The following is a 20,614-nucleotide window of genomic DNA, read 5'->3' on the forward strand; positions in this document are numbered from 1 at the left end:
TTGTGTTATTGGTCTAACAAATATGCAAAAATTAATGGTGCCACAATAGTCGCATCACTTTCTATTATAAACTTTGGAGTATCTACATCTAATTTACCCCAAGTAATTTTCTCGTTTGGCACTGCTCCAGAATAGGAACCGTAACTGGTCGTAGAGTCACTAATTTGACAAAAATAGCTCCAAAAAGGAATGTCGTGCATTTCCATATCTTGGTACAACATGGGCACCACACATATTGGGAAATCGCCTGCAATACCGCCTCCAACTTGGAAAAAACCTAAACCTTTCCCATCTGAATTTTTTGGATACCAGTCTGCTAACCACATCATATATTCAATACCACTTTTGGTTGTTGATGCTTTAAATTCCCCTTTAATACAGTAAGAAGCAAAAATATTACCCATCGTACTATCTTCCCATCCTGGAACTACAATTGGTAAGTTTTTTTCAGCCGCAGCAACCATCCAAGAGTCTTTTGGATCAATCTCGTAATATTGCTCTAAAACACCAGAATTTATCATTTGATACATAAACTCATGTGGAAAATAACGTTCTCCAGATTTATCTGCTTTATTCCAAATATCAAACAAATGTGATTGTAAACGTCTAAACGCTTCTTCCTCTGGAATACACGTATCTGTTACACGGTTGAAGTGATTATCTAACAAGTCTCTTTCTTCTTGTGGTGATAAATCTCTATAATTTGGTACTCTTTTGTATGAATTGTGCGCCACTAAATTCATGATATCTTCTTCAAGGTTTGCCCCTGTACAAGAAATAATATGAATTTTATCTTGACGAATCATTTCAGCTAACGATTTACCTAACTCTGCTGTACTCATCGCACCAGCTAAAGTTACCATCATTTTTCCTCCTTCTAACAAATGAGTTTCATAGCCTTTTGCGGCATCTACTAAAGCAGCAGCATTAAAATGTAAATAGTTGTTTTCTATAAATTTTGATATAGGTCCTTTAGTACTCATCGTCTTCGTTAAATTTTGTAGCGTTATTTTTTTGTTTTGAATTATCGTAAGCATTATCATAATCTTCGCCTACTTCTTGGTCCATAAATTTATAACTTAACATTTTATAATACAATTTTGCAGCTAAAAAATCTGAAGATTTTTGTTTAGCATTCGGGCATAAGTCGACCATATCGAACCCAACCACGTTTTTTTCCGCAAAAACTTGTTTTAAGAAATCTAAAGTTTCATACCAGAATAAACCACCTGGTAAAGGCGCCATGGTGTTTGGCATAATGGAAAGATCTAAACCACTTAAACTGAAATTGATAAACACATTATCAGTCATTTGGTCTATTGCAGCATCCATCCACGTATCATCTACCGCCATTTCATGGGCGAAATAGGTTTTTTCAGTATCTGCTATTGTTTTTTCATTCGCACTCATAGAGCGAATGCCCACTTGTATTAAATTGGTTGTTTGGCTTGCCTCATGCAACGCACAAGCATTATTAATAGAAGTCCCATTATGGCTTTTGCGTAAATGGGCATGTGCACCAATATGTAACACCGTTAAACTTGGGAACATCTCGTTAAAGGCACGAATAGTCCCTATAGAAACAGCATGTTCGCCACCAAAAACACTTACAAACTTATTTTTTTTGATGTACTTTTTAGTTGTTTGGTGAACAGCATCAACCAAAACTTCTGGCGATGCGTTATCTATAACCGCATCTGCTAAAAAAACACCTTGTTGGTAAACTTCAGTATCTGTTTCAATATCATAAAGTTCCATGTTGTTAGAAGCGCTTAAAAAGGCTTCTGGCCCTTTCTCTGCTCCTTTTTGCACCACACTTGTTCCATCATAAGGCACAGGAATTAAAACAACTTTAGCTTGTTCTAATTTCGCAAATTCCTCTGGTATACCAGCATATGTGTTATTTGCCATAACCTAAAATTTTAAGTAAGTCTTCACTTTTTTGTTGTTCGCTAAATAGTTCGGTTGTGATGTTTCCATCAGCATCTCTATCTATTAAAATATGTTTTGGAGATGGTATTAAGCAGTGTTGTAAACCACCAAATCCACCAATAGTTTCTTGATAAGCACCTGTATTAAAAAAGCCTATGTACAAAGGTTTATCTTTATTGTATTTTGGTAAATAAATAGCATTCATATGCTGTTCACTATTATAATAATCATCACTATCACAGGTTAAACCGCCCAATAATACACGTTCGTAACTTTCATTCCACCTATTAATTGGTAGCATTACAAAACGTTTGTTAATAGCCCAGGTATCTGGCAATGTTGTAATGAACGATGAGTTAATCATGTTCCACTTTTCACGGTCATTTTGTTGCTTTTGGTACAATACTTCGTAAATAGCACCACCACTTTCACCTACTGTAAAGCTTCCGAATTCGGTAAAAATGTTAGGAACTTCTACTTCCTCCTCTTCACAAACTAATTTAATTTGATTGATAATTTCACCAACGATGTATTCATAATCAAAATCGAAAGCCAAAGAATTTTTAATAGGAAACCCGCCACCAATATTCAAACTATCTAAGCTAGGGCAAATACGTTTTAAGCTGGTATACACCTTTAAACATTTTGTTAACTCATTCCAGTAATAGGCATTATCTCTAATACCTGTATTGATGAAGAAGTGAAGCATTTTAAGTTTCACCTTTTTATTTTCTTTAATCTGATTTCTGTAAAAAGGTAAAATATTTTTGTACCCAATACCTAAACGTGAAGTATAAAACTCAAATTTCGGTTCTTCTTCTGAAGCGATACGGATACCAATATTAAATTTCCCTTTTATTTCTTTTGACAATAAATCAATCTCTTCGTAATTATCAATAATTGGGATACAGTTTTTGTGTCCGTTATTAATTAATCGCGCTAAGTTTGTTATGTACTGGTCTCTTTTAAACCCATTACTTATAACAAAGGTTTTATCGGTAATCTTGCCTTCAGCCTTTAAGCTTTCAACAATATCAATATCAAAAGCAGACGACGTTTCTATATGTATATCATTCGTTAAAGCCTCATCAAGTACATGCTTAAAATGTGAACTTTTAGTACAGTAGCAGTAATTGTATTTACCTTTATACTTATTCGCTTTAATAGCCTTATCAAACCAGCCTTTAGCTCTATTTATATTGTTAGATATTTGTGGTAAGTATGTAAACTTTAAAGGTGCCCCGTATTTTTCAACCAAGCCCATAAGGTCTATACCATGAAATTCTAAATGTTTATCGTTTAGATCAAATTCTTCTTGAGGAAAGTAAAAAGATTGATTAATTAAATCAATGTATTTGGTATTCATTCTTAATTTTTAGATGTAATAGTTATATATTATTTTTTAAAGTTAAGAAACATTCGTTTCTCTACAAATTATATTTAGCTATTAATCAAATTCGAATGGGGCTTTGTGTAGTTGGAACAAAACCATAGATATGCTGGCTACCAGCAATAGTATAAGCAGAAGTTAGCTCTAAAATTCGGTTACTTTTCCTATAAGCTGCTTTTGAAAATAACTTCTTAGATTTCAAAAACTCGAACATACAAACACGTCTCAATTTGTTCAGCAATTACATTACAAATGAAATATAAAAAATTTAATTTTAAAGTGATTTAGCATTTTTTTTTAGATTTTTTTTGAAACGCTTATCGAGCGCTCTATAAGGCTATTACGAAAGGCTTTTACTTTAAATACGACGTGTTTATCCATTTAAAATAAAAACAAGCAAATACCTTAGCTATAAAAAATAAAAACGCTAAATCACTTTTAATAATGCGTATTAAAGCATTTTAAGATTATTCAATTCCTGCTCGGTAAGGTGTTTCCAGTGTCCACGCGGAATGTCTTTTTTAGTAAGCGGTCCAATAGCAACACAATCCAAACTCACGATTTCATATTTAAAATGATCGAAAATGGTTCTTATTAATGTGTTTCCTATATTCTTGATTTTTAAACCTATTTGGTTTTTAGCTTCACCATCAATATAGCTAATCTCTTCTACTGCAATAAGTTTTCCTTCAATTTTAAAACCTGATTGAATTGCTTTTAAATCATCTAGTTTTAGATTTTTATCTAATTCTATTTGGAATAAACGAGCTACACCATGTTTAGAATTGGTGAATTTATCTGCAATAACATCATCATTTGTAAACAATAATAGACCTTTTGAGTTTCTACCCAAACGTCCAATAGGCTTAATTCTAGAGGTCGTTGCATTAGCAACCAAATCCATTACAGTACGCCCTTTACCTTCACTGGTAGTTGTAGCGAAGCCTTTAGGCTTGTTTAGTAAAACGTACGCTTTCTTTTCTGGATTAATACGGGCACCATCGTAACGCACTTCATCTTCAAGCTTTACTTTATAGCCCATTTCGGTAATTACTTTACCGTTTACAGTTACAAGTCCTGTTGCAATATGCACATCGGCTTCCCTACGTGAACACATTCCAGAATTGGCAACGTATTTATTTAATCTTATTTCGTTAGGATTCGACGGTTTTTTAGACGGCGAATTCACGTTGCGTATTGGCGCATTGCCTCTAGCAAAGCTCTTACTTTTCGCTCCTTGATCTCCTCTACTTGAACCTTTAGCGTTTCCGTTTTGCTCACCTCTTCCAGAAGGCTTCCCTTTTCCGCTTGTTCCTTGTGTTCTACTCATCACTTTAATTTTTTACAAATATACTCTATAAAATTACGAAACTTGAATTTAGATTTACGATTTTATAAAATCCTGTTAAGCAGCAAACTAATATCTATTAATAAAATACTAAAAACGCCTAAAACAATAATAAATTTTAAAATACTATGCCCTAACAAATAGTGTAATTTGGTTTTAGATTTCCATAATAACACTAAAAACACCAGTATTAACAGCATGCTTAAATAAAAATAAATATACATGTAGCCTATTTCAAATTTAAACAACAACAAATAAATAGGCACAAAAGTTAATATGGCCAATACGCTAAGCATGCGTTTTGATGCTGCTTCACCATAAACAACAGGTATGGTTTGGTAATTCTGAATTAAATCGCCCGTAATATTTTCCAAATCTTTAGTAAGTTCTCGCATCGAAATAAGCAAAAACAAGAAAATGGCATGCACAAAAATTACCGTTTCGAAATTTTTATAATACATAAAAATAGCAAAAAACGGTGTGATGGTTAAAATAGCCGAGGTTAAATTACCAATAAAAGGCCGCTTTTTTAATTTATGTGAATAAAACCAAATAGCAAAAATATAAATGGAAAAGAAAATAACAGCCCTAAAAGACACGTAACTTACCATAACCACTGCCAAAAAATTCAACACGAAATAAAAAGACAGTTTGGTATTTTGACTTACCAATTTATCTAATTTGGATTTTAAAGGTCTGTTAATTAAATCTTTCTCTGAATCGTAAAAATTATTAATGATATAGCCTCCCGCAATAGTAACTGATGACGCTAGAACCAATAAAAACAAATTAACATCTAAAACAACCTGTCTTAACGGTTTATCGTGTGCCAAAATATAAATAGATGCTAAGTATTGTGCGATTACAATAATTAAAATATTATAACCTCTAACAACAGAAAACATGCTAAAAAACTTAAGAAGTATGTGCTTTTGTTTTCTGGATAACATGAAAAAATGTTTTGATGAGATTGCCCGAAAAGAATTCAGGAAGCCTAAGGAAGATTAAAAGTTATAAACTACTTCTAGCTTATAATCTTTCAATGCCTGTTTTGCCTTATTTATATCTTCAGTAAAACCTAAAATATAACCGCCACCACCAGAGCCACAAAGTTTCAAATAGTACTCGTTGGTCTCGATACCTTTCTTCCAAAGTTCATGGAATTGAATAGGAATCATCGGTTTAAAGTTATTCAACACTACTTTTGATAATTGCTTGGTGTTTTTAAACAATGATTTGATATCGCCTTTCAAAAAATCATCGACACAAGCATCGGTATGTTTTATAAACTGATCTTTAAGCATATTACGAAACCCTTCTTGCTTCATGTTTTCCATGAAAATACTCACCATAGGTGCAGTTTCGCCAATAATACCACTGTCCAATAAAAACACAGCGCCTATTCCATCTGCTTTTTGCGAAGGAATACCTGTAGCTTCAATATTATCTTTCGAATTGATAAGAATTGGAATACTTAAATAACTATTTAAAGGATCTAAACCAGAAGATTTTCCGTGGAAAAAAGATTCCATTTCAGAAAAAATTGATTTTAAAATCAGTAATTTTTCACGAGTTAAATTTTCTAAAACCGTGATTTTATTATGTGCATAATTATAGTAAATCGCCGCCACTAATGCGCCACTACTACCCACACCATAACCCTGCGGAATAGATGAATCGAAATACATACCCGCATTCACATCATTCTGTAAAGTCTCAATATCGAAAGTCACCAATTCGGGATTAACAGCTGCTAAATAAGTAACAAAACGTTTTAAACTTTCGTTAGATTTTATAGCCGTTTCCGATGGGTTTTTATCTGTTTTTAAAGCCCCATTATAAAAATTATAAGGAATAGATAATCCTTTAGAATCTTTAATGATTCCGTACTCTCCGAAGAGTAGAATTTTAGAGTAAAATAATGGTCCTTTCATTCAATTTAATGAAAAATTAATAATGCAAAGTTAAGAATTATTCTTTAGATGATTTAACAATACTAACCAATAATCTTAACATTTCCTGTGATTTGGCTTTATATTTTTCAAATTCAGCTGAATTCAAAAAATTGGTAGCATGCAGCAAGTCTATCCAATAATCCGTTTCATTAGCTTCTTTTAAACTAATTGACATTTTACTTATAAAATCTGCTTTACTCTGCGCAAACTCTGCTTCCCTAACGTTTGCCCCAATAGATGTCCCCGATTTTAAAAGCTGCCTAGACATGACATGTTCTTTTCTATTATAAGCTAAATCTTTATAAAGATTCACTATTTCAACAGCAAAAAGAAAACTCTTGTCTTTAATTATATTTTCTTTCATAATGAATAAATTAAAGTTAAATATAAACCTTTTAATTATTCATTATTACTTATTAATTTTTAATTAATTGCGCTCCAAAACCAATTTGGTCGCAAATATAATGACCGTTTTGACAATATGCAACTAATTCATTTTTAATGAATTCTAAAATTTCAACCGACTCGTTTTTCGGGTATAAAACATGCACATTCGCACCAGCATCTAAGGTAAAACTTATATGCAAACCTGTTTCTTCCCTGAACTTCAATATTTTATTAATAATTTCCAAAGTATTGGGTTTCATTAAAATAAAATAAGGCATACTAGTCATCATCATAGCGTGCAACGTAAGCGCTTCACTTTCTATCAATGCTATAAAAGATTTTAAATCACCAGACTCTAAAATAGGTTTCAGCTTTTCAAGATTATCGTGCGCCTGCACAAACCTGTTCTTAGCATACGGGTGGTTATGCATTAAATTATGCCCCACCGTACTACTAACTTGTTTTTCACCTTTATCAACCAATAAAATGGTGTCTTGATAATCTTTAAAATTTTCATGCACTTTATACGGGTATTTCACACCGAATAAATCATTACTTCCTTCAACAGCCTCCGTTTGTCCCCAAACAATTAAATCACCTTCAATACTTCTACATGCAGAACCTGAACCTAATCGTGCTAAAAAGGATGCTTTTTCATTAAAAAAGGCATCTGTCATTTCAGCACTAAATTGTTTTTCAATACTGATTAAACACAAAGCCAAAGCACTCATTCCGCTTGCAGATGATGCAATTCCTGAACTATGCGGAAATGTATTTGAGGTTTCAATTTTAAACCTATAATCCTTTAAAAAAGGAAGATATACTTCTACACGTTTAAAAAAAGTGTCAATTTTTGGTTTAAAATCGTCTTTTTTATCGCCATCCAAATACACTTCAAATTCAAAATCAGACTCATCTTCCTTTTTAGAAAAAGTCAAGTTTGTAATTGTTTTACAATTATTTAGTGTAAAACTTATTGAGGGGTTCTCTGGTATTTGGTCTTTCTTTTTACCCCAATATTTAACCAAAGCGATATTACTAGGCGACTCCCAGGCTACTTTTCCGCTTTCAACCGTTTTTATATATGCTTTAGGAATAAATTGTTGTTCTGTCATTTCTTAATTTTCAGCAGACAAAGATACTAGTTTTGTCATGGTTTTATAATTTCTTGATGTACCAACAACTTTTAATTTGCGTTCATAAGTCGTCATATTGAACTTCGTTCTTCCATAACCCGTCGCACTATAAAAATAAAGACAGTCTTTTTTAATTATAACTTCCTCATTTTCAATAGCTATTTCGGCTATTTCTTTCACCAAAAGGCTATTTGGGATAGTACTTAATAATATAAAATAACTTGCTTCTTTTTTTTCTATTGAAAAAGGACACGCATCAATAATGCCCTGCAACTGGCTATCCGTTTTCACAATAACTGGAACTTCAAATCCAAAATGATTACGTATAAGTTCTTGAATTTTATTCTCTAATAGATTTATTTTTTCTGTTGATTGAAAAACAACATTACCACTTTGAATATAGGTTTGAACGTTTTGAAACCCCGAATTACTTAACAAGGTTCTCAATGCTGCCATGGGCACTTTTTTATGCCCACCAACGTTTATACCTCGTAAAAGCGCGATGTATGTTAGCATTTTGAAATCGATTTCGCCACAATGAAAGCACCTGTCCACGCGTTTTGAAAGTTAAAACCGCCTGTAACAGCATCAACATTAATGACTTCACCTGCAAAATATAAGTTTTTTTGAAGCTTACTTTCAAAGGTTTTAAAGTTGATTTCTTTTAAATCGACCCCACCAGCAGTTACAAATTCCTCTTTAAACGTACTCTTGCCTGAAACCTGAAATACGGCCTGTGTAAGTTGTGATGCCAAATCTTCTAACTGACTTTTATTTAAATCTGCCCAACGGGTTTCTTGATTCATACTTGAAGCCAATACCAATTTGTACCACAAGCGTTTTGGCAAGTCAAATTGCGCTGATTTATAGACTGTTTTTTTAGCCAAATCGTGTTTTAATGTTTTTAAAACATCTAAAGCATCTTCAATCGACTGTTTTATAAAATTAATTTCTATTTGAAATTTATAATCTTGTTTCGCTAATTCAATGGCACCAAAAGCGGATAGCTTTAAAATGGCTGGCGCACTCATCCCTACATGGGTAATAAGCACGGGACCTTCGCTCCACAAATCGGTTCCTAAAACTTTAACCTCAACATCCTGAGCCACCACTCCTGGAATATCCTGGATGCGTTCATCTTTAATATCAAAGGTAAATAAGGACGGTACGGGTTGCGAAATACTGTGTCCCAAATTTTCTAAAAGACTCCATATTTTCGGGTTACTACCTGTGGCAACTATTACTTTTTCACAAGAAAAAACACGGTCTTTTGTTGAAATTTGAAAACCCTCCAGTTGCTTTTCCGAAGTAATATTTACAACACTTTGGTTGTACAAAACATCTACCTGATGCTTTTTGGCTTCATTTAGAAAACAATCGATAATAGTTTGCGACGAATTAGACAGAGGAAACATCCTGCCATCTTCTTCAATCTTCAGTTCAACGCCACGATTTTCAAACCATTCAATAGTATCGCCTGTCATGAATTGATGAAAAGGACCTAAGAGTTCCTTTTCACCTCGTGGATAATTCTTTATTAATTCTTGAGGAATAAATTCGGCATGGGTTACATTACACCTGCCACCACCAGAAACTTTCACTTTTTGCAAGCCTTCCTTTCCGCGTTCTAAAATGGCAACTTTTAATTTAGGGTTTTGTTCAGCAATATTAATAGCTGCAAAAAAACCTGCAGCACCACCGCCAATTACAATAACATCCTTTTTAATCATAACCTATCAGGAAAATCTGAAATGATGCCATCTACACCATAAGATTTTATGCGTTTTATAGGTTTTAAGTTGTTTACTGTATAGGTGATTACTTTAAAATCTTCTTTTAAACTCTCAACAATTTCTTCAGTTAACATAGTGTAATCTGGAAATATAGTTGTTGCTTTTATTTCTTTAGCAAAAGCCACAGCTTCATCTAAATTTGTATCTACTAATACACCTAACGGTATCTCTTTATTGATACTATAAACCGTTTCTAACAATTCATTTTGAAAACTAGAAACTATAATATTTTTATAATCCCACCCTTTTTTGTCAACAAAAAAAGCGATTAATCGACTTGCTTCTGCCGCTGTATCTTGTCCCTTTAACTCGATATTTACTAAACATTTGTTATCTACAAAGGTTAAAACCTCAGACAAGGTTGGTATTTGGCAACGCCCTTTAACCTCCGCTTGTTTTAATTGATTCAGTGTTTGTTTTGAAACCTCGCCGGTACCATTCGTCATTCTATCTATCGTGAAATCATGAAAAACTACTAACTGACCTGAAGCACACCTATGAACATCTATTTCAATACCATCAACCCCTAAGGCTAACGCTTTTTTGATAGATTCTATAGTATTTTCAGCTAAGTGTCCTTTAGCTCCCCTGTGTCCAATAATTAACATGTTTTTATCCACTTTTATAATTCTTATTTAAAATAACTCTGTAAATTTAACACTATTAAAACAGATTTTATGCATAAGCAACTAATCTTAATACTTTTTCTCCAACTTATTTCCTGCAATCAGGGAAATTTAGTCATTTTGTATGACTTACCAACAATTTTTGATGAAGTTTCTGGTATTCAGACCGTCATAAATTCCGATTTAATCTGGATGCTAAACGATCGAGGAAACCCTTCAAAACTTTATGCTGTTACTGAAAATGGCACCATAAAAAGAGAACTAAACATTAAAGCTAAAAATAATGATTGGGAAGATTTAACATCGGACAATGAAGGCCATATTTACATTGGAGATTTTGGTAATAATGACAATGACAGAAAAAATTTAGCCATTTTAAAAGTAAACAACCAATCTTTAAAAAGCACTAAAAAAGTGGAGATTGAACGCATTTCATTTAAATATTCAGATCAAGCTGAATTTCCACCTAAAAAGAAGCATTGGTATTTTGATTGTGAAGCCTTTTTTTATTATCAAGACAACTTCTACTTGTTCACCAAAAGTCGGGTTCGGAAAAATTTTGGACAAACAAGTCTTTATAAAATCCCCGCAACACCAGGAAGCCACGTCGCACAATATATAGCGACCTTCCATACGGGCTCGAAAATGGAATCTTGGATAACGGGAGCCGCTATTAGTAAAGACGGCAAACAAGTCGCGCTTTTAACTTCAAAATCTGTTTGGATGTTTTCCAACTACAAAGGCACAGACTTTTTTAGTGGTACCGCCACCGAGCTAGAACTAGACCACAACTCCCAAAAAGAGGGCATTTGTTTTAAGAACGAAAACACGTTATATATTACAGATGAAAAGGGACACGGATCTAACGGGTACTTGTATAGCTTCAAGTTTCCTTAAAACTTAAATTTACAACCAATTAAGAATACATCACCTTCGCTTGAAAAACTAAGTTCCATGTGCTCTTCTTGGTATGGTGTTGTAAACAAATAAGTACTTCCCACACCTATAATGGCTCCCGCCAAACAATCGACTATATCGTGCTTATTAGCTTGCAATCTTGTAAAACTTGTGTAACTCGCTAAAACATATGCTGGCACGCCATATTTCCAGCCATAGCGTTTTTGAAGAAACGATGCACTTTGAAAAGTTGTAGAGGTATGCCCAGACGGAAACGAATGATTGTTTGATTTATCTGGACGCTCCTTATTTACCACAAATTTTAAACCATAGGTTGTAATTTCATTTAGTGCAAATCCCTTTAAAAACTGCCAAGAACCTTCCTTATCATTAAAAACCAAGGTCGATCCAAAAGCAACAACAGGCATCGCAAACAACAACACATCTCCCGAGGTTGTTACCGCATCTGACGGTTGTGAAAAAGCACTATTAACACTAAAAAGAATCACAAAAATGAAAGCCAGTATTCTCATTTAAAACATTGAAATTAATTAATTTATGCGAGACCACTAAAACCCGAAGCCCAATTTAAAGGCTAAAAGCAGCCCATCTTTACTGTGAAATGCAGAAAAATTTCCCGTAATCATATTAGCAGCATTTGCAAAAACACCACCACCAACGGCCGTATTCCATATATTTGAATCTTCATTTTCAACCCAGACCCTTCCATAATCAACACCGCCATACAAACCAATATTTAATGGCAACAAACCTGTTTTCACCTTACGTAAATTTAAGCGTAAATCTGTGCTTTGCACAAAGGCACTTTTACCTGTAAAGCGTTCATTTCTATAACCTCTTAATCCATTGTTTGCCCCTATATTGGCCGCTTGATAAAACTCAAAATCATTACCCAAATTAATATGTGCTTTAAGCTTACTTGCCAATACGAGTTGGCCACTTGGTAGCAACTTATAATCGAAACCCAATTCTGGTATGATGTAACCGAAACCTTTAGAGCTATCTACATTATTTTTAAAACCCGTTTCTAAAGCCACATGCAAGCCTAAAGTTGGAAACGCCTCATTATCTGAATTTGAATATTGATATTTCACATTCATTCCATAAAAACTAGCACCCTCTTCAATTATTTCATTTAAAACTAAATTAATGAATCGTCCCTCGGTTTTTTCAACTTCGTTATATTCATACGAAGCACCAATTTCAAAACTCGCTCCAAAACGCCCACGCCAAATTAAGGAAGGCGCTACTTTAAGCAATCTAATTTTTACACGATTATAATCTAAATCGGCCTCAAAACCATCATTATCATCGGCTTCATAATTTGGTGTTTCATTTCCAAAGCCAAAGAAATTCATCGCAAAATTAGGACTTGTAAAGTGCGCTTTCACTCCTAAATTCATAGAGCCAACTACGTTTGCAAACTCGCCTTCATAATTAAAATCGAAACCTTGTGTCGCAAAATAATAGGCACCCGACAGGGTATGCTGCGAGGTAAATGGGTTGCGCTCAAAACCATAGGTAGTAAAGGTGTTTAAAACCCCAATTTTAAAACCATCATCGGGGTTCGCCCCTATAGTTGGGACGAGTTGATTGGTGTTGTTTTTTAGCTTTTTATAATCGTACACATTGGTTTCATAATCATCCGTCAATTTCACACGGCCTTTATTGGTTTCAAACGTATTCTCTTTGGATTTATAATCGTAGATTTTCACTTTACTTCCATTTAAAATAGTGTAAACATCATTATTTTGACCTCCAATGAGTCGCACTTTTATGAGCTTATCACCTTCTCCTGAAACTTTAAAAACATCGTCATCATCCAAACCATATATCCAAATTTCGTTTGTTTCATCACAAGTATATGTTCTTTGGTGAAACAAATCGGCCTTTTCTCCTTTTTTAATACGATACACAGACACTTTGGTTTCTCCTTTCGGAAGGCGTTCAATTTCAAACCAATCATCTTTATTCGTTCCTTTTATAACCCCGAATTTATTCATATGGTTGAAATACGCATCTGAAATATTTTGAAGATTTCGTCTCCGTCCTTGAAGTTTTCTTTTAATATCTTGTATTGTTTCGTCGCGTACTTCTTTAGGAAAATGAGTGAATGCGTCGTCTATAACATCATCCGTTAAATGGTCGGTAATCTGTTTTACTTGGGCATTCCAAACTTGGCGATTGGACTGATTAATCAATGCCATATCCAACGGATAGGGTTCTGTATTAAACCACTTTGGATTCTTTAGGTCATCACTATAGGACTTCATTAATCGCAAGCCAGGCATTACAGAGGTCGCAAACCCTAGCAACACACCATCGGCCATTTTAGAAAACACCTGGTCTCTATCTCGAGGCACTGGCCTGTATATTGTTTTCCCGTTGGCTTCAAAAGCGGCCCAACGCCATTGGTCTTCATGCCTATCCCAATCGCCAATAAGCATATCGAACAAACGCGCACGAATGTAAGCGGCTTCATCTAAAACAAAATCTTCGTCTTTATTAATTTTCCCCAACAAATCGTCGGTACTAATCATTGTATTCGAAAAACCAAAACTCGCTTTATCCCCATGCCCATCATCGGTACGTTCTTCAATCATGTACAATTCATCCCCAAACTCATCATTAAAAGGCGCAATGGTTTTTTGTTTTGGCACATAATACAACACGGGATTGGTGTGATAAACACCCACAGCATCGGCCAACGTACCAACTACAAAAGGCGCATACGGGTGCGAGCCTGTAAAAACATCTTGCAATAATCCTTCGGTGTACGTATCTTCAAATTGTCCTTCAATATATTGATCTTTAAACGCAACGGCTTGTAAATACTGTATGGCATTTTTTCGGAGTGCACGCATCACGTATTCTCGACCTTCGCTATCTTTTAATCGTAAGGATTTAGACTGATGCCCACCACCTTTACGAATAGGTGTTAATCCTCCAAAAAGCGTATCTAAATTTACTGTTGGCGCTTCTACTTCTGTACCATAATAATTTCGAAAACGAGTACCCCAAAGTGTTTTATAAATAGCACCTTTTTTGATTTCTTCTTTTTTATAAATGGATGCTGTTTTTTTCTTCGGAAATGTTTCAGAATAATTTATAGTTGCTGCTTTTACATCTTTTGAAAGTACTTCTGTTTGAAACACTAAGGCATTCTCTTCAGCAGAATAAAATCGCACTTGAGACGACCCATCTGTATACACATCTAAAATACTATAACCAGGTGTTCCATAAGAAAATTGCCCACCACCCACATTTCGAGTCGCTGAAGTTTTAGAACCTGACCCACTAACAATTTGTGGTAAATTGTCCTGAACGATGTACTGCAAATTGTGGTCGTGCCCCGAGACAAAAACAACCTTATCATTTTCTTGCGCCAAGGTTATAACACGTTTTCTAAAGGTATTATATAATTTATTTTGAACATCTACCGTAGTAACACCTCCGGCTTTTCTAATACCATTTTTTAGAGTGCCCAATATAGGCAATGGTTTTAAATGACTTGAAAATGAATATTGCCCGCCATGAGACCCATTGGTAAACATAGGGTGATGCACCGCTATTACGGTTGTTTTTCCTCGTGCCTTTTTAATTTCACCTTCCAGTTCATCAAAAAACTTGGTTCTAGTTTTTATATCGCAATCGTCGTTTATGGTTGGGTATTTATCCCAATCGGCTAGATACCATTCCGAATCTATGATAATTAAAACCACATCGTCTGAAATAGTGACTCTTTCAATAGGACAGCCATTTTCGGGTAAAAAAGTATTTTTGCCTAGCTTATCTACTATAAAATCTTCCTGTCTTTTTAAACCTTTAATGCCAGAATACCAATCGTGATTCCCTGGAATAAAGATGGTTTTCCCTTTAAAGTTTTTAACGGCGTCTGTTTGAATAGTTAATTGATGTTCTGCCAACACCCTATTTTCGTCTTCTTTATTCGGCAGCCCTTTTGGGTATATATTATCGCCTAAAAAAACAGCTGTACTGTGTTTTGAAGCCTTCAACAATGCCGTTTTAAAGGCTATTAAAGCTTTAGACGAAGTTCCCAAAGGGGAATTACCAGCATCACCAATCAAGTAAAAGGAATGTGCTATGTCTTTACTAGGCAAATCGGTTTTCCAATTTGGGTTTTTATACTGCGGGCTGTAAGTAGCACACGCACTAAAAAGCAAAGTAGTTAAAAAAAGAGTTGTTATTCTAAACTGAAGCGTCATTTGGTTGGTTTTCAAATTTAATAAAGATATATCTTAATTTGCTGTCTTTAAGCCTTCGTTCTTAAAAAACTAGTGCCAATTTAGAAGTTAGTTGACACTATTAGAACGACCTTACAAAACTAAATAAACTAAAAACAGAAAGCATTCTGTAAATTTACGACAAAATACCACGAATGCTTTAATTCGTTAAAGTTTAGTATTTTTACCCTAAATCACAAGCTCCCATGAATACTCTAATTGCAGAAGCTGAAAAACATGTCGTTCATTTATTAAATGAAAAACTAGAAAGCCAGTTTATTTATCACAACCTAACGCATACACAGCGCGTGGTTAAAAAGGCAGCAGAATTATCTGATTTATCAAATTTAAATAATTCTGAAAAAGAGCATTTAATTTTAGCCGCTTGGCTTCACGACACAGGCTTCACTGAAGTTATTGAAAATCATGAAGTAAAAAGTATTGCCATTGCTGAAGCTTTTTTAACAGACCAAAAAGTTCCTGAAGAGACTATTAAAACGGTAAGTCAGTTAATTTTGGCTACAACTATGGGGTACGAGCCTCAAAACATTAGTGAACAAATTATTCGTGATGCGGATTGCTCGCATATTGGAAGTAAAAATTTTAGCGATGTAACCGAATTGCTTAGAAAAGAATGGGAACTTGCCTGCGACAAAACCTTTACGGAAGGCGAATGGCTGCAAGAAAACATTAATTTTCTAACTAAAACACATCGGTTTCATTCGGAAGCAGCATCTACTAATTGGACAGCCACAAAATCAAAAAACATCGCACGATTATTAAAACTTCAGAATAAAACTAAGCAAGATTCTGTTAAGATAAAGCACAAAAAAGCAGAATTAAGTTTCAAGAAAAACAAAGTAGATTTACCAGAACGTGGTATTGAAACCATGTTTCGCGTTACCCTAAAAAACCACATCACTTTAAGTAATATTGCAGACACGAAAGCGAATATTTTGCTATCGGTTAATGCCATTATAGTTTCATTAGTATTGTCTAATTTGGTTTCTAAACTGGATAATTCTTCAAATGAATACCTAATAATTCCAACGGTTATTTTTGTGCTGTTTACAGTAACTTCTATCATCCTTTCCATTTTGGCTACACGCCCGAATGTTACCAGCGGAAAATTCACAAAAGAAGATGTAGCCGACAAAAAAGTAAACTTATTATTCTTCGGAAACTTTCATAAAATGAGCCTAAAAGATTTTGAATGGGCTATGGGCGAAATGATGCTAGACAGAGATTATCTATATTCCTCCATGAAAAAAGATTTATACTTTTTAGGATTGGTTTTAGATAGAAAATACAAAATACTAAGACTCACCTACACGGTGTTTATGATCGGTATTATTGTGAGTGTTATCTCGTTTGCTATTGCATTTAAATTAAACGCAATGGCTAACCTTTAATTTCTTTAATTAAGTCGTCGTAGGTATAAAACTCTTTATCTTTTTTAACGCCTTGGTATAATAAACTCACACGAATTGCTTTTAAGCCGGTTACAGCCTGCAAGTCTTGCAACTCTACAATCTCCACATCGGTATCTAAATAATTTTTCGATTGTAAAAATTTAATATAACGTAGGTATTCCAATTCGTCTTGTTTTTGCGAATAAATAATACTTATTTTTCCTTTTTGAGTAACGCGCTGTTTCGTTCCTTTTATAAACGCTTTATCTACACGTTTTTTCACAATTTCGTAGCGGGCGTTGTAAGTTCCATCAACATCAAATTGCTTTTCATCCATTCTAAAACTAATAGATAATGGTTGGTTAAACACGAGGATCATAGAAGCCACATCCAACCCAATTGAGAATGTTGGCTGCATTTGGTAGTATGCATTTTCCATTTCGCACATAACCTGTAATTGCCACAACCGTAAATTATATAAATAAATAGGGTTGAAGCTTTCTTCCTTGGTTATGGCTTCACCTATGTACATATTATGCTCTACACCATCCGTTTTAAAACGTTCAAAATAATGAGGATACATTTTCTGTGCTTCTACTTGCTTTTTATCAAGAAGTGACGCCATTTTTTTATTGATGCTCGCAATGGTATCATCATAATCTTTTCGGTGTTTATAAAAAGCACCCACTTTAGCGTCAATGGTTTCCTTATAACTATCTATATGCGTACGTAAGCCTTCAAATTTTGATAAATGCGCAAATAACGGATTGATATCATTCTTTAAAAACTCAGAAATTTGCTGCTCACTATCTACCTGAAAGTGCACATTTAAATTTTCTAAATAATCATCTATTTGAAATATGAATTGCTCATATATAGGAAAGGCTTCTTCTTTAACAGCCGCATCCAAAACAGTCCTTACACTTTTAAGTTGTAATGATAAATCTTGTTGCGTCGCCCAATTTCTAGCTTCCGAAGACCCTTTAATATCTATTTGACCATATAAAGGATAAATATCTTCGAATGAAATTTTATTAAATACCGCTTGATTGCCTTTTTGCTGTTCTTCAATAAAAATTTTAGCCTCTTTTTTAAACTTCCAAGAAACACTTGGATGTATAGAGGTACATTCTTGCTGAATAACAGCTTCAATTAGATTTTCTTCTTCCTTTTTTGAACGTAAAACTGCCGAAACGATGTACGGCATCACATCAATTAATTTATTGGCATTGATGCTGTTTAAAACTTTCGCATTGTTAGAAACAATTTCTAAAATACCCAGTAACTCATTATCATCTGCAATAGGCGCCAAAATAGCACTCTTAATACCTTGACTTTTTAATACGGCAATTTGAGGTGCTTTTCCTTTAGACAATTCATAGAATTTATCAACGTCTGAAATGGTGTAGAATTTTTTCTCTTCCAGTAATTGCTTATAAGACCAACCACACAAAACACTCTTACACAAACCACTGCCTCTATTTTCCAACAAAAAACTTTGCATACCTTCTCCATAAACAGGTTCAAAAGTATTTTCTTCTTTATTGTAAATTGAAAAACCAACGCGAATATCTTTAATCCCTAGAAGGGAGCTAAAAACACCTTGAAACCTTGCTATAAAGCTCTCATCACTACGTTTGTTTTTTGAAATTAAGCTCGATTTTACATTTGAAATAGATTGATCATCTGTAACATCAAAAATATTTGAAATAACGAAACCTTTAAAAATATAACTATTGGGTGGGAATTTTTCTTTCCAAAGTTCTATATTATCAAAATTATCCAATAACTCATCATAGTCTTCTTGGGTAATTCTCTTGGCGTTTTCTGTGGGGATTATTTCGCAAAAATCGGCGTTATATAGAATCTTATAATATTTTAAAATGCCATTTTCATCTGGAATCTCATAAAAAAACGGACGCTTTAAATTTAAATTATAACCATAACACAAGTTTAAAATAACGGTACACGTTACAATATACGTGTCGTCTTCTGGCATGTTTTTAATTTTTAAAACAAAGTCGTCTCCCGCATTTTTCATAATACTCTTAAAACGATTGGAAGCGTTATAAAAAATATTTTGAAACGGAACTGTAGCCGTTTTAATTTCATTATTAGTTAAAAGAGGACTGAAAGAATCTTGAAGAATAACTGCTATTTGCTTTTTATAAGTTTCTAGCAATGATAAATCTGTAAAACCATCACGTAATTCGGGATATGGTTTTTGAATTTCTAGAATACGCTTCGCTTTGGCCGCAAGAAACTCATCGTCGCTATGTGCCAAGTCATCATAAGTTTTAAGAAGTTCATTAAAACTTACCTTTAAAATCATTGGAGATTCAAGATGCTCGTACTGGTCCATGCGTTTAAATTAAGAATTGCAAAAATACAATTAATTAAGTTAGTCTTAATTACCTTTAAGACATTACAATTTTATTGGAGACACTTTAAACAACTACAAAAAAGGAGACGTACGCGTTAACACTAACAAAGTTCTGAACGATGTTATACTATCGGACATTTAAAGTTTTGTATAGAATCTTATAAAATTGTCTGGGCTGTTCGTACATAGGAAAGTGACCGCAGGCATTCACCCAATGTAATTTCACTTTTGGAACGTCTTGTTTTAATTCATGTGAAAAAAAACCAACAACATCTTGCCTACCTACAATAACATCTATTTTCCCTGTATAATTATTTAAGGATTGCGACATATTATAATCTCTAAACACATCGCCAAGAAGCAAAGAGGCCGTTTTACTATTATTTTCTACATTGATTTTTTGAAACAACGCTTCGGGAATTGGGTTTGCATAAATATAAGCTCTCCGCACCAGCTTCTGCGCTTCATTAATTGCTAAAGAATCGGCTGTATTCGCTTTTATAGAAGCATTCAACACTTTTAATCGCTGGTCTTCTACAAAACTTCGGGTATGATTCCGGTTTGAATCTAATATTTCAAAACCTTCTTTGGCGTTTTTATGAGGCCCAGGAGCTACTAAAATTAAATGCGCGACCCTTTCAGGATATTGAGACGCAAAATTCATAGCCAACATACCTCCCCATGAATGCCCCATTATAATAGACTTTTTTAAATGAAGACTATCCAACACCGTTTTCAAATCGTTTGTTACAAATTCAAGGGTTATTGTGGTGGCATCTAAGGGCTGAGGCATTGATTTCCCTGTACCTCTTTGCTCTAGTAATATACTTCTAAATTTAGGACTTAGCGCTTCAGCAACACCTTCTAGCTGGCGGTATGAGTTTCCAGGACCACCTGTTAAAATAAGAACTGCTGGTAATTTTTTAGAACCATATTCATGGTAATGCAAGTAGCCATGATCAAACTTAATGGAATCTGTTATTTGTGCCACACACGGGGTACGCAGAACCAATATCAACGCTAAAACTAGAAATCCTAAAATATACTTTTTAACTTTCATTCGTTGATTTGTTACCTACACCTACCAATC

At 34.1% G+C, this 20,614-nt stretch carries 17 protein-coding genes; 2 read left to right on the plus strand and 15 right to left on the minus strand.

All coding sequences use genetic code 11. The features are described 5' to 3' along the window. Positions 1–5: 5 nt before the first annotated feature. The 11 genes from Q5N74_RS01515 to Q5N74_RS01565 form a co-directional block, all read right to left on the minus strand. Entirely contained in the window at positions 6–983 is a 978-nt protein-coding gene (locus Q5N74_RS01515; protein ID WP_304386908.1) for a deoxyhypusine synthase family protein, read from the minus strand. Beyond that, a complete protein-coding gene (speB, locus tag Q5N74_RS01520; RefSeq protein ID WP_304386909.1) occupies positions 973–1,911 on the minus strand; it encodes an agmatinase in 939 nt (312 codons plus the stop codon). Before speB ends, Q5N74_RS01515 begins: the two co-directional genes overlap by 11 nt. After that, complete coding sequence (locus Q5N74_RS01525) at positions 1,901–3,298, minus strand: arginine decarboxylase (RefSeq protein WP_304386910.1); 1,398 nt, start codon at positions 3,296–3,298, stop codon at positions 1,901–1,903. Before Q5N74_RS01525 ends, speB begins: the two co-directional genes overlap by 11 nt. 475 nt (positions 3,299–3,773) lie before the next feature. Continuing rightward, positions 3,774–4,652 carry a pseudouridine synthase gene (locus Q5N74_RS01530; RefSeq protein ID WP_304386912.1) on the minus strand — a complete coding sequence of 293 codons (879 nt, stop codon included), beginning with the start codon at positions 4,650–4,652 and terminating at the stop codon, positions 3,774–3,776. 62 nt (positions 4,653–4,714) lie between these two features. Beyond that, positions 4,715–5,620 (minus strand): geranylgeranylglycerol-phosphate geranylgeranyltransferase, encoded by a 906-nt coding sequence (locus Q5N74_RS01535; protein ID WP_304386913.1) that lies wholly within the window; start codon positions 5,618–5,620, stop codon positions 4,715–4,717. A 54-nt stretch (positions 5,621–5,674) separates the two neighbouring features. Next, positions 5,675–6,604 (minus strand): mevalonate kinase, encoded by a 930-nt coding sequence (locus Q5N74_RS01540; protein WP_304386914.1) that lies wholly within the window; start codon positions 6,602–6,604, stop codon positions 5,675–5,677. 37 nt (positions 6,605–6,641) lie between these two features. Beyond that, positions 6,642–6,989 (minus strand): four helix bundle protein, encoded by a 348-nt coding sequence (locus tag Q5N74_RS01545; RefSeq protein WP_304386917.1) that lies wholly within the window; start codon positions 6,987–6,989, stop codon positions 6,642–6,644. Between the two features lie 52 nt (positions 6,990–7,041). Then, on the minus strand, positions 7,042–8,127 hold the full coding sequence (locus Q5N74_RS01550; RefSeq protein WP_304386918.1) for a diphosphomevalonate/mevalonate 3,5-bisphosphate decarboxylase family protein: 1,086 nt from the start codon (positions 8,125–8,127) through the stop codon (positions 7,042–7,044). Positions 8,128–8,130: 3 nt separating this feature from the next. Next, positions 8,131–8,664 carry a DUF1697 domain-containing protein gene (locus Q5N74_RS01555; RefSeq protein WP_304386919.1) on the minus strand — a complete coding sequence of 178 codons (534 nt, stop codon included), beginning with the start codon at positions 8,662–8,664 and terminating at the stop codon, positions 8,131–8,133. Next, on the minus strand, positions 8,658–9,878 hold the full coding sequence (locus Q5N74_RS01560; protein WP_304386920.1) for an NAD(P)/FAD-dependent oxidoreductase: 1,221 nt from the start codon (positions 9,876–9,878) through the stop codon (positions 8,658–8,660). Before Q5N74_RS01560 ends, Q5N74_RS01555 begins: the two co-directional genes overlap by 7 nt. Beyond that, the gene (locus Q5N74_RS01565) at positions 9,875–10,561 is read right to left on the minus strand and encodes a glycerophosphodiester phosphodiesterase (RefSeq protein WP_369686012.1); all 687 of its coding nucleotides are present in this window, start codon (positions 10,559–10,561) and stop codon (positions 9,875–9,877) included. Before Q5N74_RS01565 ends, Q5N74_RS01560 begins: the two co-directional genes overlap by 4 nt. Before the next feature lie 57 nt (positions 10,562–10,618). Here Q5N74_RS01565 and Q5N74_RS01570 point away from each other — a divergent pair, with 57 nt between their 5' ends. Further along, positions 10,619–11,464 carry a hypothetical protein gene (locus Q5N74_RS01570; RefSeq protein WP_304386921.1) on the plus strand — a complete coding sequence of 282 codons (846 nt, stop codon included), beginning with the start codon at positions 10,619–10,621 and terminating at the stop codon, positions 11,462–11,464. Here the strand turns inward: Q5N74_RS01570 and Q5N74_RS01575 are convergent. Beyond that, positions 11,461–11,997, minus strand: coding sequence for a phosphatase PAP2 family protein (locus tag Q5N74_RS01575; protein WP_304386922.1), 537 nt, complete (start codon positions 11,995–11,997; stop codon positions 11,461–11,463). The genes Q5N74_RS01570 and Q5N74_RS01575 overlap by 4 nt on opposite strands. A 36-nt stretch (positions 11,998–12,033) precedes the next feature. Then, positions 12,034–15,726, minus strand: coding sequence for a metallophosphoesterase (locus Q5N74_RS01580; protein WP_369686013.1), 3,693 nt, complete (start codon positions 15,724–15,726; stop codon positions 12,034–12,036). Between the two features lie 209 nt (positions 15,727–15,935). Here Q5N74_RS01580 and Q5N74_RS01585 point away from each other — a divergent pair, with 209 nt between their 5' ends. Next, on the plus strand, positions 15,936–17,141 hold the full coding sequence (locus Q5N74_RS01585) for a Pycsar system effector family protein (RefSeq protein ID WP_304386923.1): 1,206 nt from the start codon (positions 15,936–15,938) through the stop codon (positions 17,139–17,141). Here the strand turns inward: Q5N74_RS01585 and Q5N74_RS01590 are convergent. Continuing rightward, a complete protein-coding gene (locus Q5N74_RS01590; RefSeq protein ID WP_304386924.1) occupies positions 17,131–19,503 on the minus strand; it encodes a GAF domain-containing protein in 2,373 nt (790 codons plus the stop codon). The genes Q5N74_RS01585 and Q5N74_RS01590 overlap by 11 nt on opposite strands. Before the next feature lie 148 nt (positions 19,504–19,651). Continuing rightward, a complete protein-coding gene (locus Q5N74_RS01595) occupies positions 19,652–20,584 on the minus strand; it encodes an alpha/beta fold hydrolase (RefSeq protein ID WP_304386925.1) in 933 nt (310 codons plus the stop codon). Positions 20,585–20,614 lie beyond the last annotated feature (30 nt).

This window comes from Mariniflexile sp. AS56 (genome assembly GCF_030552475.1).
Lineage (GTDB): Bacteria > Bacteroidota > Bacteroidia > Flavobacteriales > Flavobacteriaceae > Mariniflexile.

What these genes read in the sequence shown, in the direction of transcription:
- Q5N74_RS01585 (WP_304386923.1), top strand. Translation starts at nt 15,936, where the DNA reads ATGAATACTCTAATTGCAGAAGCTGAAAAACATGTCGTTCATTTATTA.
- Q5N74_RS01560 (WP_304386920.1), bottom strand. Translation starts at nt 9,878, where the DNA reads ATGATTAAAAAGGATGTTATTGTAATTGGCGGTGGTGCTGCAGGTTTT.
- Q5N74_RS01575 (WP_304386922.1), bottom strand. Translation starts at nt 11,997, where the DNA reads ATGAGAATACTGGCTTTCATTTTTGTGATTCTTTTTAGTGTTAATAGT.
- Q5N74_RS01590 (WP_304386924.1), bottom strand. Translation starts at nt 19,503, where the DNA reads ATGGACCAGTACGAGCATCTTGAATCTCCAATGATTTTAAAGGTAAGT.
- Q5N74_RS01540 (WP_304386914.1), bottom strand. Translation starts at nt 6,604, where the DNA reads ATGAAAGGACCATTATTTTACTCTAAAATTCTACTCTTCGGAGAGTAC.
- Q5N74_RS01515 (WP_304386908.1), bottom strand. Translation starts at nt 983, where the DNA reads ATGAGTACTAAAGGACCTATATCAAAATTTATAGAAAACAACTATTTA.
- Q5N74_RS01530 (WP_304386912.1), bottom strand. Translation starts at nt 4,652, where the DNA reads ATGAGTAGAACACAAGGAACAAGCGGAAAAGGGAAGCCTTCTGGAAGA.
- Q5N74_RS01525 (WP_304386910.1), bottom strand. Translation starts at nt 3,298, where the DNA reads ATGAATACCAAATACATTGATTTAATTAATCAATCTTTTTACTTTCCT.
- speB (WP_304386909.1), bottom strand. Translation starts at nt 1,911, where the DNA reads ATGGCAAATAACACATATGCTGGTATACCAGAGGAATTTGCGAAATTA.
- Q5N74_RS01545 (WP_304386917.1), bottom strand. Translation starts at nt 6,989, where the DNA reads ATGAAAGAAAATATAATTAAAGACAAGAGTTTTCTTTTTGCTGTTGAA.
- Q5N74_RS01550 (WP_304386918.1), bottom strand. Translation starts at nt 8,127, where the DNA reads ATGACAGAACAACAATTTATTCCTAAAGCATATATAAAAACGGTTGAA.
- Q5N74_RS01595 (WP_304386925.1), bottom strand. Translation starts at nt 20,584, where the DNA reads ATGAAAGTTAAAAAGTATATTTTAGGATTTCTAGTTTTAGCGTTGATA.
- Q5N74_RS01555 (WP_304386919.1), bottom strand. Translation starts at nt 8,664, where the DNA reads ATGCTAACATACATCGCGCTTTTACGAGGTATAAACGTTGGTGGGCAT.
- Q5N74_RS01535 (WP_304386913.1), bottom strand. Translation starts at nt 5,620, where the DNA reads ATGTTATCCAGAAAACAAAAGCACATACTTCTTAAGTTTTTTAGCATG.
- Q5N74_RS01570 (WP_304386921.1), top strand. Translation starts at nt 10,619, where the DNA reads ATGCATAAGCAACTAATCTTAATACTTTTTCTCCAACTTATTTCCTGC.